General features: G+C 34.2%; 13 protein-coding genes and 1 tRNA gene. 8 read left to right on the top strand and 6 right to left on the bottom strand.

The window, feature by feature from the left end; genetic code table 11:
* Positions 1–231: 231 nt before the first annotated feature.
* Positions 232–305, bottom strand: a tRNA-Asp gene (locus FVB9532_RS04710).
* A 460-nt stretch (positions 306–765) separates the two neighbouring features.
* On the opposite strand from FVB9532_RS04710, the gene FVB9532_RS04705 reads away from it, so the two are divergent.
* The 8 genes from FVB9532_RS04705 to FVB9532_RS04670 all read left to right on the top strand — a co-directional run bounded on the left by FVB9532_RS04705 (position 766) and on the right by FVB9532_RS04670 (position 6236).
* Positions 766–1881: a T9SS type A sorting domain-containing protein gene (locus FVB9532_RS04705; RefSeq protein WP_150544053.1), complete on the top strand. Its 1116-nt coding sequence runs from the start codon at positions 766–768 to the stop codon at positions 1879–1881.
* Positions 1882–1906: 25 nt separating this feature from the next.
* A complete protein-coding gene (locus FVB9532_RS04700; RefSeq protein WP_150544052.1) occupies positions 1907–2419 on the top strand; it encodes a hypothetical protein in 513 nt (170 codons plus the stop codon).
* Positions 2420–2498: 79 nt separating this feature from the next.
* Positions 2499–3197, top strand: a complete 699-nt coding sequence (locus tag FVB9532_RS04695) for a helix-turn-helix transcriptional regulator (protein ID WP_150544051.1) — start codon at positions 2499–2501, stop codon at positions 3195–3197.
* 68 nt (positions 3198–3265) lie between these two features.
* Positions 3266–3688, top strand: a complete 423-nt coding sequence (locus FVB9532_RS04690; RefSeq protein ID WP_150544050.1) for a DUF1761 domain-containing protein — start codon at positions 3266–3268, stop codon at positions 3686–3688.
* The gene (locus FVB9532_RS04685; protein ID WP_150544049.1) at positions 3685–4284 is read left to right on the top strand and encodes a YdeI/OmpD-associated family protein; all 600 of its coding nucleotides are present in this window, start codon (positions 3685–3687) and stop codon (positions 4282–4284) included. Before FVB9532_RS04690 ends, FVB9532_RS04685 begins: the two co-directional genes overlap by 4 nt.
* 196 nt (positions 4285–4480) lie before the next feature.
* On the top strand, positions 4481–4738 hold the full coding sequence (locus FVB9532_RS04680; RefSeq protein WP_150544048.1) for a redox-active disulfide protein 2: 258 nt from the start codon (positions 4481–4483) through the stop codon (positions 4736–4738).
* 1 nt (position 4739) lies between these two features.
* On the top strand, positions 4740–5534 hold the full coding sequence (locus FVB9532_RS04675; RefSeq protein ID WP_150544047.1) for a DUF3667 domain-containing protein: 795 nt from the start codon (positions 4740–4742) through the stop codon (positions 5532–5534).
* Positions 5535–5768: 234 nt separating this feature from the next.
* A complete protein-coding gene (locus FVB9532_RS04670; RefSeq protein WP_150544046.1) occupies positions 5769–6236 on the top strand; it encodes a DinB family protein in 468 nt (155 codons plus the stop codon).
* Between the two features lie 54 nt (positions 6237–6290).
* Here FVB9532_RS04670 and FVB9532_RS04665 read toward each other — a convergent pair whose 3' ends face one another.
* The 5 genes from FVB9532_RS04665 to FVB9532_RS04645 all read right to left on the bottom strand — a co-directional run bounded on the left by FVB9532_RS04665 (position 6291) and on the right by FVB9532_RS04645 (position 12219).
* Entirely contained in the window at positions 6291–7220 is a 930-nt protein-coding gene (locus tag FVB9532_RS04665) for a DUF58 domain-containing protein (RefSeq protein ID WP_150544045.1), read from the bottom strand.
* Between the two features lie 184 nt (positions 7221–7404).
* Positions 7405–7722, bottom strand: coding sequence for a thioredoxin (gene trxA / locus FVB9532_RS04660; RefSeq protein WP_150544044.1), 318 nt, complete (start codon positions 7720–7722; stop codon positions 7405–7407).
* A gap of 244 nt (positions 7723–7966) precedes the next feature.
* Complete coding sequence (locus FVB9532_RS04655) at positions 7967–9715, bottom strand: LVIVD repeat-containing protein (protein ID WP_150544043.1); 1749 nt, start codon at positions 9713–9715, stop codon at positions 7967–7969.
* A 69-nt stretch (positions 9716–9784) separates the two neighbouring features.
* Complete coding sequence (locus FVB9532_RS04650) at positions 9785–11197, bottom strand: glycosyltransferase family 2 protein (protein WP_150544042.1); 1413 nt, start codon at positions 11195–11197, stop codon at positions 9785–9787.
* A 2-nt stretch (positions 11198–11199) separates the two neighbouring features.
* Positions 11200–12219, bottom strand: a complete 1020-nt coding sequence (locus FVB9532_RS04645) for a HEAT repeat domain-containing protein (protein WP_150544041.1) — start codon at positions 12217–12219, stop codon at positions 11200–11202.
* Positions 12220–12221: the final 2 nt, after the last annotated feature.

The following is a 12221-nucleotide window of genomic DNA, read 5'->3' as shown; positions in this document are numbered from 1 at the left end:
AATCTGCATTATAATCATCCAGAAGCAAATCAAAACAAAGATAACTAGCTTTAATGCATCCTAAAAAGAAAATTTATAACTTAAAATAAAAAAAGCCTCTCCTTACTACAGGAAAAGCTTCTCATTGGTTGAACACTTACAACCTACTAAATACCAAATCCTTAAATTTAGTATTCACAACACAACTTCGTAAAAAAAGCCTCAATTTTACAATTGAAGCTTTTTATTTTGCGGTCTGGACGAGACTCGAACTCGCGACCCCCTGCGTGACAGGCAGGTATTCTAACCAACTGAACTACCAGACCGTTGCATAATTGCGAGTGCAAATATAAGCGTGTTTTTAGTTCCTGCAAACTTTTTTTCAACTTTTTTTTACCCTATTCTGCTTCTATCTAAACAAAGCTTTGAAGTTCAATTCTTTAATATCTTATAATTTTTTATTTTAATTTAAAAATAAAAGCATTCGCTTATTCTTTTGTGATTTTTTGAACTATCTTTTTTGGGAACAGGCATGTAGTTTTCAAGGTAGGCAAGCAAGATTTATCGATGGGAATGGCTTTGTTGGCTAACAACTATCAAGGTGAGCTTTTTACTTATGTATTTCGCATTCCTATCTATGTCCACCAACCAGAGACGAGTCGCTAGGATTCTATTTAACTGAGCCGCTGTATGGATTATTACTTCAATGCTCTTCATGATGAATAGTTTTAATAAGAATACAACTAATTCATTTATATTTGAGATAGTGATACTTGGTAAATACTTATGAAAAAAATAATTACAATCACCACATTTATTTTAGTTACCTTCAATCTCATCGCTCAAATAGCGAACGTTGAAGAAAAGTTTGACTTACCAATAGTATTGAGTGAATCATCCGGAGCTATATTTTTTAACGATAAACTTATTATTCATAATGATTCGGGTAATGAAAATAAACTTTATGAGCTAGATACGATTTCTGGTTTAGTTAATAGAACAGTGACAGTTACCAACGCAACAAATGTAGATTGGGAAGATATCACACAAGATGAGACATCCATATATATTGGCGATATAGGCAACAACCGTGGCGATAGAACCGATTTAAAAATTTATATATTAAATAAAAATGATTATCTAAGTTCTTCCAATGTAACAGCAGAAATTATAAACTTTAGCTATTCAGATCAAGTAGATTTTGTACCTAACCCTAATAATACAGAATGGGATGCAGAAGCCCTAATTTCTTTGGACGCAAATAACTTGATTCTATTTACTAAAAACTGGGTCAATGGCACTACAAAAGCTTACTCAATCCCCAAAAACAGCGGAACATTTACGGTAGTCCCATTAACCACAACGCTATCTAGTGGAGGGTTAATCACCGGGGCTACCCACAATCCATCAACAGGAAAAGTATATTCAATAGGTTATAATTCGTCATTACAACCTTTTGTTTGGGTTAGTGAAAACTTCACAAACAATGATGTTTTTTCTGGCACTAATACACAAACAGCACTTACCAGCTTAGCGTTTGAACAAGCAGAAGCGATAACATATATTGGGGCTAATAGGTATTTTATTACATCTGAATCATTTACTATTGGTCCCATATACGATAATGCAAAATTGGTTTCATTTACAACAAATGACGATGTATTATCTACTACAGAACAAGCAGCTAGTGTAGTTCGCTTATACCCAAATCCTGTCCAAGATGTGCTGTATATTGATGGCCTAGAATTTACTTCAATTGAAATTTACGATACCAAGTGTTCACTTGTTTATCGAGGATACAACGAAAAAATAGATGTTTCAGAACTTAACAAAGGGCTTTTTTTGGTTAAGATTAATTTAAAAGATCATACCTATACCACCAAGAAAATAATTAAGTATTAATTGAATATTGATTAAAATAAAAAAAATGAAGAACTTGCTCGTCCTAATATTTATAATCTTTGCTTGCTATTCTTGTCAAGAAACTACTCAGACAAAATTTGAAATTGATGGGGTATCTCTAGTTAGTCCCAAAGGATGGAAAATAACTGACGAAGAAAACTTAGATGACCAAGGTTATTACTTATCAATAGAAAAGGAAGGTTTAAACTCTAGCGGCTTAATTACTCTTTCTTGGATTAACAGTGAATTAGATTTGAATGATTGGATAAACATTCATAAAGACGAAATGAAAAATAATATTGTTTATGAGAATGCTAATTTGATTTTTGGAGAAGAGAGTAAAAACAAGTTCAACGATTTGAACACTACATCTATAAAATTTACTGTTAGTTTGCTTGGACTAAAACATGAGGGTATTATTCACTTTTTTCATGAAAAAGAAAAAACCTTTTCCATATTCATGCAAGAGGCAATTGAAGACAAAGTCAAGAATAAAGATGGATTTGAATTCATTGAGAAAAGCTTTAAAGTCGAATAACAGCAACTACTCATATCTAAAACCATTGGATACCATTTTAGGATACTCTAACTAAGTTAATTTTTCTGACATTTGAAAGATGAATGATAACCATACAAAAAGACTTTCCAGACTTGTTGCTATCTTAACGCAGTTACAAACAAGACGACTTGTAACAGCTACAAAACTTGCAGAAAAATTTGGTGTTAGCACCAGAACAATTTACAGAGATTTAAAAGCCTTGGAACAAGCAGGTGTGCCTATTTTAACAGAAGATGGCAAAGGCTACACATTGATGGAAGGCTACAAAATCCCGCCTATTATGTTCAGTGAAAATCAGGCAAACGCATTAATTCTTGCAGAACAGTTGGTATTAAAAAATAGAGACAGCTCTTTAATTAAGGATTATGCTGAGGCCATCGACAAGGTAAAGGCGGTTTTAAGGCAAAGTGAAAAAGACAAAGCCAATCTACTTTCTTCGAGAACCAAATTTGCAAAGCTTGAAAATTATGAAATCAACAGTACTGTTTTATCTTCTTTGCAAAACGCAATCACTAATTTTCACCTTGTAAAATTAAACTACACCAATGCCAAAAATATCTTGAGTGAAAGAGTGGTTGAGCCCTTTGCCCTTTTAAGCATATTGGAAGGCTGGTTAATGGTTGCCTATTGTCGTTTAAGAAAAGAATTTAGATATTTTAGGTTAGACAGAATTCAAAAATTGCAAATTCAACAAGAGCAATTTACACCTCATCAAATGACACTTCAAGAATTTTTTGAAAAATATCACGCCCAGTAAACACCCTTGACATACTGTTGTCAAGGAGGCATTTTAATTTTGTGGCATTACTAATTAAAACAAAAGTTATGTTACAAAAAATTTCTAAAATCAGTTGGTTGGGGGTATTCCTCTCTTTAGTATTCTATTCTTTTCTCGGTTGGCTTTGGTTCGCGGTATTATTTCCAAATCAATATGCCAACGCATTAGACAAATTAGGTGCAATGCCTGCCCATCCTGACCCCATTTATTTGTATGGACCACCTTTAACACTTCTACCCACAATTATTACAATAGCTTTATTGATGGTAGTGCTCAACATAAATACCAAGAAAGCAGTGATTGAATTTGCCTTCGTAATAGGTTTAGGATTTTTGGTCGCCAACACATTTGACATTGCCATTAATCCCAATATTCCACACCCCATAAGTTATGGAATATTAGTTGGTGGATATCAATTGGTTGGTATATTAGGATCTTGCTTCATTTTACATGCAATACGTAAAAAATGAGTAAACAAGAAATAGAACAATTCTATCCTGAGACCAAACAGCAGTGGCGAAAGTGGTTAGAAAAAAACCACCGTCGTAAAGATGCTGTTTGGCTTATTTTTTATAAAAAGCACACAAGCAAACCATCCATGAATTGGAGTGATGCCGTTGATGAAGCCTTATGTTTTGGATGGATAGATAGCAAAGCTGAAACCATAGATAAAGATACATACCGGCAATATTTTTGTAAACGAAAGCCCAACAGCACTTGGAGTAAAATCAACAAGAAAAAAATTGAAACTTTAACGGCAAAAGGTTTGATGACTAAAGCTGGTTTTGCCGTAATCGATATAGCAAAACAAAATGGTTCTTGGACAATTTTAGACGAAGTAGAAGAATTAATTATTCCATCAGGATTGGAAAAGGCATTTGAAAAATTTGAGAACTCAAAAGACTATTTTTCTTCGTTAAGTAAAAGTAAGAAAAAGGGGTTGCTACAATGGATAGCACTTGCAAAGAAAGACACAACAAGGCAGAAAAGAATTTTTGAAATAGCAGAAAATGCTTCTCAACAACAACTTCCTAAACAATTTAGACCCCAAAAAAGCGACCTATAACAATGCTAAGAATTTCGATTTAAACAAGCCTCTTTATGGGGTTTTGCTATTTGTGTTATTTTAGAAAACAACTAATTTATTTATATTTGGAGAAGTGACATGGTTTAAGCAAATGAAATTGAGTTGATTGGCGTAGGTTGGCAGTAATTTTTCAGAATGAGATGAGGTCAAAAAATCATTAAAAATATTATATTTTATGAATCAAAAAGAGTTATCAAATTTAAGTTTTGAAGAACTTCAACATAAAAAAACATCTATAAAAACGCTTACATGGATGCTTACAATAGTTTTGATTGGTTCTTTAGGTTTCTTTATTTTCATGTCAATTAAAGACGGACTTACACCATTACTTGCAGTTCCTTTTGCTCTTTCTGCTATTCTACCTGCAAATTTTAAAAACATTAAAATTCTGACCCAAGAAATAGAATCCAGAAAAAGCAGAAAGCCAAACTAATATGATGGAGTCCTGTTTTAATTGTGGTAATTCGGTAACAGAAAATTACTGCGCACATTGTGGTCAAAAGAAATATAGTAGAATTGACAAAAAATATATAGTAAACGAACTGCAAGACACCATTTTACAGACCAATAAGGGTTTTTTATTTTCTTTAAAAAACATACTAAAAAATCCTGGAAGAACAGCAAAAGAATTTATCGATGGTAGTAGGATTAGTCACTATAAGCCTATTTTATTAGCTTTTCTTTTAAGTGGAATATCAGCTTTTATTTCTTTCAAAATTATAGGCTTTAAAGAAATCATAGAACAGTATTACTCACAGCAAAATATGAGTTCTCCATTGATGATCGATATTCTATCTTTTACGACAAGCTATAATTCTATAATTATGCTATCTTTTATCCCTTTGTTGGGGATTGTTACTAAGATAGCCTTCAGAAAATGGGGACAAAACTATTATGAACATATCGTGATGAATGCCTACATATTATCGGTTTATACGATCGTAAATATTGTTATCATTTACCCTGTACTATTTTTTTTAAAGACTGATGCAAACTTATTTTTTCAAACTTCAGGGCTATCTATCTTTACCATACCGCTGATCATGATTTGGTTTTTCAAAGGCTTTTATAAAGATAAATCATTGAAAAGTATATTCGTGAGAGTTTTACTAATTATACTACTTTCGTTTTTAGGATTTATAATTTTAATCATACTTGCTATAATTGCAGGGTTTATATTTGCCTTTATTAAAGGACCAGAAGCATTAGAATATATACAACCACAATAAAAACTTCTGCTAAACACCAACAACTACCTCAACAATTTAGACCCAAAAAAAGCGACCTATAACAATGCTAAGAATTTCGATTTAAACAAGCCGCTTTATGGTGTTTTGCTATTTGTGTTGTTTTAGAAAATAAGTAATTTATTTATATTTGAAATAGTGATAGAGTTAGTAATTGCAATGCGTTTATTGACCATATTGGCTGTAATGTGAAATTACATCCTCGAAAACAAAAAAATGACCCAATCTGAACTCATAATTTTAAATTTCACAGAAATAAGGAGAAGAAGTATAAAGCTTTGGAATGGACTCCCTGAGAAATATTACAATTGGAAACCTGACGAAAAAGCAATGAGTGCTTCACAAATGATAAGACACGTTTTGGAAGCTGATTATGGTTGGAATATAATTATTAATCAAGGAGATATGAAAAATTATAAAACACCTTGGGAAAACCGACCATTCATCAACCTAAAAAATGAACTTGAATTTGCTGCGCCTATTAGAAAAACATTTTTAGAAAGTGTCCGACAATTTTCGGACTCAGAGCTAAACGAAATCGAAATTATACATCCAGGACATGAAGGTAAGAAAATCCTTGGAAAATATTTATTACGGATTGGGTACCATGAAGCTGTTCACGCGGGACAATTTTTATCGTACCTAAGAGCCATGAAAATTGACAGACCAAAAATATGGGATTAAAAAACACTACCTCCAATAATGCTAAGCTTTATAGAAGTTTTTAAAAAATAAAAATCATCCAAAACGTTGTCGCTCTACTAAATAAGTGGTCAATACTTTATCAAAAGAAGCATGGATATCGACAGGCACATACTTAATTTGGTACTGCATACATTTTAGTTTTAAGGCTTCAAAATAACTGGTGACTGCTGCCGCATAATTTTCTTTTATGCTATCGGCATACAAATTCACACTTTCCCCACTTTCTACATCAATAAATTTTTTAGGGGAATTATCAAAATCAAATTTTAATTCGTGTTCGCTATCATAGGTATGAAACAGCACCAATTCGTGCTTGTTATATTTTAAATGTCGCAGGGCTTCAAATAAACGATCTTCTTCCTCATCGGCTTGAAACATATCGGTAAACAAAAAGATAAGCGACCTGCGTTTCATCTTTTCGGCAATTAAATGGAGATGGGTATAGGTTTCGGTTTTTCGTTCTTTAACGGGATTTGTGACCAGTTGTTCTAATTGATTCAATAACATTTGATGGTGACGCTCACTTCCTTTTTCTGGAGCATAATAATCGTAAGCATCACTATAAACACTTAATCCTATAGCATCACGTTGCTTTTTTAAAATTTGCATTAAGGATGCTGAAGCCAAGGCAGAAAAACCTATTTTGTTTAAATGGTCAATATGCTGTTGCTTGATAAACGGATAATGCATAGATGCTGAATTATCTATGATTAAATGACAGCGCAAATTGGTTTCTTCTTCGTAACGCTTGGTATAGAGTTTATCGGTTTTGGCAAATAACTTCCAGTCGATATGCCTAGTACTTTCACCGGGATTATAAATTTTATGTTCGGCAAACTCTGCAGAAAAACCGTGAAACGGACTTTTATGCATGCCGGAAATAAAACCTTCTACCACTTGCTTGGCCAAAAGTTCTAAATGGGTAAACCCACTGGTTTGGTTAACTTCGTCTTGTAACTTCATCGTTTTGTTTTTCCTGCAAGGGGTTGAGCGGCCTGTTGGAGCTCTTTTTCTGGACAGCTTTGGCTGAACAGAAAAAAGCGACTAGCGAAGACCCGGCCACGCCAGAGCGTGGTGCAGCATCTCTAAAAATAAAAAAGGTTCGGCAAAAGCCAAACCTTTTTCAAATCTAATTGTCGATTTATTTTTATAGCAAATCATCCAAGGCTTTAGTATAAGTATCTTTAGGAGATACTCCTACTTGACGGTTAACTAACTCTCCTCCTTTAAATACTAAAACGGTAGGGATGTTTCTTACTCCATATTTAGCTGCGAATTCTTGATTAGCATCTACGTCTAATTTACCTACAACAGCTTTCCCGTCATATTCTTTACTTACCTCATCAATGATAGGTCCTACCATTCTACAAGGCCCGCACCAAGCAGCCCAAAAATCTACCATGACAGGCTTATCACTCTGTAATACGGTTTCTTCAAAATTTGCATCTGTTATCTCTAAAGCCATAATTATCTTTTTTTGTTGAATAATCAAAAATACAGAAATATTTTAATCTGTACATCATCTTTTAGATTACATTAGGTTATGCAAATATTGATGTTTTTTATATGAAAATTATTCGGTCTTAATTCATGACTGCTAGTGCTATAGGAATTCTTATACGGATGAATTAAAAACCGCTTAACAATGATTAAAAAACCCGAAGTAGAAACTACTCCGGGTTTTTATATGTAAGGGTAAAAATTAGGGCCTAAAATTTATTTTGCAGATCGGTAAATTGACCACTTACCGTACTGTTTTGATGTCTATTTACAGCACCAAAGACATTGGCGGTTGAAGTATTTCCTTGAAATTCTAAATTAGAATTTGCCTCCATGTTCACATCGCCATAGACGGTTAAATCTCCATTAATTTGAAGTGTACCTCCACTTTTAATTTTTAAATTACCATATATAATTACACTGCCTTCTATTTGTGCGAGAGCATTAGAACTTATATCGAATGCCAGCAAAGGGTTAGCTGTAGTCCCTTGTACTAAAGATCCATTCATGAAAAATTTTCCATTGCTACGTACTTTTAGTGTTTGACTTACGGCAAGGTTACCACAATAGGTCAACTCTCCTTTTACATCTATTCCGCTTATACTTGTTGAACCGCTATATGCTTTTACCTGATTAGCATTTATATTCATCCAAGTTGATCCGTTATATGTCGGAAAGTTTTCACAAGCAATCACTCCGTCCAAGGAAGAACCTTCTGTTTGGGTTAAGCGCTTTAAAATTTTAAAACCACCGGCACCATTAGCCACAAATAAATAATCACCTTTAGCTTTTACGTAATTGGCAGAACCTTCTAAATCGAGTAAACCTATATCATTGATATCGGTTAGATCGTTTCCTACTTCAAACAAACTTACTCCAGCAGCTCCTTGTGCCACAAAAATATGATCTTGAAGTGTTGAAACCGAATTGGTAACAACTTCTGTGGGATCTATGCTTGATGGTAGATCGCTGATGTTGGGTAATGCTAAGGTATTAAGTTGATTTCCTGAATTTAAATCGTAAATCCCTACCCCATCCATACCTTCTGCCGCTAAAAGGTAGTCATTATAAAAAGTGATGGTTCGTTTTGCTTGAGGAACATCTTGAAGCGTAGAAAAATTTAAGCTTGAAGAAAAATTATTGGCATTATACACATGAACTCCTGAGCTACCACTTAAGGCAACAAGCTTATTATTATTTACCCCTAAAGCTCTCAGATCTGTTACAGAAATACTATTCTGTAAATTTCCATTTTGGTTATACTTTCCCACTACGCCATTATCGCCCGAAGCGCCATAAATATTATTGCCTTCTACCGTAACATCTACTCCGGAAAATCCCGGCATATCCATGAGGACGAGATCATCTGATGTAGGAAGATTTTGCACTAATCCTATTTTAAATAAAAGTGCTGGATCTGTACCGGCTGCATTAAGTGAAGGATTAGCTCCTGCGATGTATAGATTACCATTATGATAAACCACTGAATTAATATCGGTATTGGGGAACAGCGCTTGTCCTGCCAACAATGGATTGTTAGGGTCTGAAATATCAATTACATCGATAGCTCCTTTATACACAGCACCTTCTACATTATAAGATACATACGCATAATTATTATGAATGGCTACGTGGGTAGCTCTAAGGGAAACACCATCTATTTCAGGAGGGTTAACACTGGCTATCATAATTAACGGTAAATCGCTGCTTGGCGTTTCTTCTGTAGTACTAAATGTAGTCATTGCTGGTCTTCCTGAAGGATTTTCTCCTATCCCTTTTATCCCTACAACACCAACATCTGTATTACTCAATCGGGAAGCATCGCCTTCTTGAATAATTATTTCTTCGTCCTGAAATTGTTGATCAGGATTCTGGTCACGATCGTCATTTTGACAAGACTGAAGCAAGACAGTAAACACTACTGTCAATCCTAGTAATAATTTCGTAGCTTTTTTCATATCAAATACTTTTTATTACAAAATCAACTCTTTTATCTTTTCTAAGCTTCTTATGCTTTAGCTCATTTTTTATTTAGTAAATCCTTTTCTGGTCATTTTCCCCCAGCCCTTCTTTTTTCTAAATAAATCTATATTCCCTCTTATGGAATACCACATGACTAAAGGGTGAAAAATTAAGGGGTCTAAAAATGAAGCCAATATGAGTTTAAAAATATCTTTCAAGTTTTTGTATTGCTGAAATGAATATTCTTCAAAAAAAATAGCCGTAATCGAAAACAAAACCGAAAGAAAATACACCACTATAAAAAAACTAATGGAATACACCCAATTGACTTGCCCTGTAAAAGTAAGATAGATAAAAAACAGAATTCCTATAAATTCGATGATTGGCGCTAACCATTCGAAGAAAAACCAATAGGGTGCGCTCAACAGTCCTAACGTTTTATAATAGGGGTTAAATAACATACGACGATGGATCCATAAGGTTTCAGCACAACCTCTTGCCCAACGGTTGCGTTGTCTGGATAATACATTTAAATCTTCAGGGACTTCTGTCCAACAAAGGGGATTGGGGATAAAGCCCACTTCGTAGGGTACTTCTTTTTTCCGCATCATTTTCCGCATTCGCACTAAAAGCTCCATATCTTCACCAACAGTCTTCGTGTTATAACCTCCGGCTTCAATAATTAAATTTTTATCAAACATTCCAAAAGCTCCCGAAATAATTAACAAACCATCTATTCTGGACCAAGCCATTCTTCCCATTAAAAACGCTCGGAAATATTCTAATAATTGGGCCCTGGCAATAAAACTTTTAGGGAGTTCTACTTTTACCAATTTCCCATCTTCTATGGTACAAGAATTGGCTATACGAATTACACCGCCGGCAGCGATAACCTTTTTTTTGGTGCTGTTAAGAAAAGGTTTTACCAGCTTTACCAAAGCATCTTGTTCTAAAATACAATCTACATCGATACAACAAACCAGCTGATGTTCGGCGATATTTACCCCAGCGTTGAGCGCATCTGCCTTGCCCCCGTTTTCTTTATCGATAACGGTAAGACTGGCAAACGAAGAAAGTTGTGATTTATAAACGGCTTTTACTTCTGCCGTTGCTATGAAATTATAATGTGGGCTGGTATCTTTTTTGAGTTGAAAAGTAGCAATTAGTTTTTCTAAACTATCGTCACTACTGCCATCGTTAATAATTACTATTTCAAAGGCAGGGTAATTTAGGGTGAGTAAGGATCTTACATTTTCAATAATAGTGACCGACTCATTGTAGGCGGGTGCTAAAATAGATACTGCGGGAAGGTTGGAGGTTTTTAAAAGGGGGACCTCATTCTCCAATAAATTATTTTGTTTGTACTCTCGAAGTTCTAAAAAAGAAAATAAAGCTCCCACTAAATAGCCTAGGTAAACCAGTATGCTATACGCAATAAATAACCAAGCAAATATGGAAAATAAATGATCTACCTTCATCGCTAATGTAGTTTTAGCTGATATTGTGCTTTTTCAAATGCAAATGCTAAAGAAGGATTATTTAAATTAATATCCAGTGCTACAAGCATTTCATAATTTCCCATTTCTGTGATAGCCCGCAAGACTTCTTGTTGCACCAGCAAAACATTGGTTTTCAATGCCTGCATAATGAAAGGCAAAGCTTCTATTATATTTAAAGCAGTTAAGGTACGGATTACTTCTTTTTTAACCTCCGGTTCTTCTTCGTTTAACATAGGGATTAAAGCTTTGGTACTTTCAAATTGGTTAAAAAGACGTATCATCCTAACGGCAAAAATGCGAACGCTCTCCAACCGATGCTTTAAATAAAGGGAAAAGTTGGGCATTTCTCCTAGATAATAATAACGTAGAATATGTTCTATATGAATTTGCTCCCACAGACTTAAGTCATCTTGTAAATGACCTAAGAAAGACAAAGGTTTATTGTCTGCTGTTTTAACGAAATACAGAATGGCATGGGCTTTTAGTTTAGGATGATCACTTAGCAATAGCGGAAAGATCAAATCATCTCTTTTTTTTATATTCAGTTCAGATAACACATACACCGCCTTTACTTTTTCTGCCCAAAAGCCTTTTTTTAAAATATGAAAGAGGTAATCGGCCAAACCTACTTTTTCAAAAAGCAATCTTAAGCGTTCAATATAATCTCCTCGGAAGTTTTCTGTAAAAATCAAGAATTGCTCTATGGCTACTTCCTTAGCTAAGCTTTGCTGCTGAAGGTAGTTTTTAAAGTCCTCAGTAGGCTGCTCTTCATATTCGTCTGAAAACAAATATTCATTAATGAGCCCGGACAGTTTTTTTTCAATAGTTTTTCGTTTGGCTTCGATAACAGATTTCCGATAACGGGTATTTACTATAAATAGTATAAACAGGAAAATCATCAAAAAAAACAACAGGCTTGCGCATAGGTTAAACTTCACGTAAAAAGGTGAACCGTTATAAAATTGCTCAAGCTGTGCTATCAATTGATGATATAAATCCATAG

Source organism: Mesonia oceanica (assembly GCF_902499555.1).
Taxonomy (GTDB): domain Bacteria; phylum Bacteroidota; class Bacteroidia; order Flavobacteriales; family Flavobacteriaceae; genus Mesonia; species Mesonia oceanica.
The sequence above is the reverse complement of the archived record's forward strand: the minus strand, read 5'-3'. Positions and strand labels throughout refer to the sequence as shown.

Coding starts and splice junctions, on each gene's coding strand:
- FVB9532_RS04705 (WP_150544053.1), top strand. CDS start 766: ATGAAAAAAATAATTACAATCACCACATTTATTTTAGTTACCTTCAAT.
- FVB9532_RS04700 (WP_150544052.1), top strand. CDS start 1,907: ATGAAGAACTTGCTCGTCCTAATATTTATAATCTTTGCTTGCTATTCT.
- FVB9532_RS04695 (WP_150544051.1), top strand. CDS start 2,499: ATGAATGATAACCATACAAAAAGACTTTCCAGACTTGTTGCTATCTTA.
- FVB9532_RS04690 (WP_150544050.1), top strand. CDS start 3,266: ATGTTACAAAAAATTTCTAAAATCAGTTGGTTGGGGGTATTCCTCTCT.
- FVB9532_RS04685 (WP_150544049.1), top strand. CDS start 3,685: ATGAGTAAACAAGAAATAGAACAATTCTATCCTGAGACCAAACAGCAG.
- FVB9532_RS04680 (WP_150544048.1), top strand. CDS start 4,481: ATGAATCAAAAAGAGTTATCAAATTTAAGTTTTGAAGAACTTCAACAT.
- FVB9532_RS04675 (WP_150544047.1), top strand. CDS start 4,740: ATGATGGAGTCCTGTTTTAATTGTGGTAATTCGGTAACAGAAAATTAC.
- FVB9532_RS04670 (WP_150544046.1), top strand. CDS start 5,769: ATGACCCAATCTGAACTCATAATTTTAAATTTCACAGAAATAAGGAGA.
- FVB9532_RS04665 (WP_150544045.1), bottom strand. CDS start 7,220: ATGAAGTTACAAGACGAAGTTAACCAAACCAGTGGGTTTACCCATTTA.
- trxA (WP_150544044.1), bottom strand. CDS start 7,722: ATGGCTTTAGAGATAACAGATGCAAATTTTGAAGAAACCGTATTACAG.
- FVB9532_RS04655 (WP_150544043.1), bottom strand. CDS start 9,715: ATGAAAAAAGCTACGAAATTATTACTAGGATTGACAGTAGTGTTTACT.
- FVB9532_RS04650 (WP_150544042.1), bottom strand. CDS start 11,197: ATGAAGGTAGATCATTTATTTTCCATATTTGCTTGGTTATTTATTGCG.
- FVB9532_RS04645 (WP_150544041.1), bottom strand. CDS start 12,219: ATGGATTTATATCATCAATTGATAGCACAGCTTGAGCAATTTTATAAC.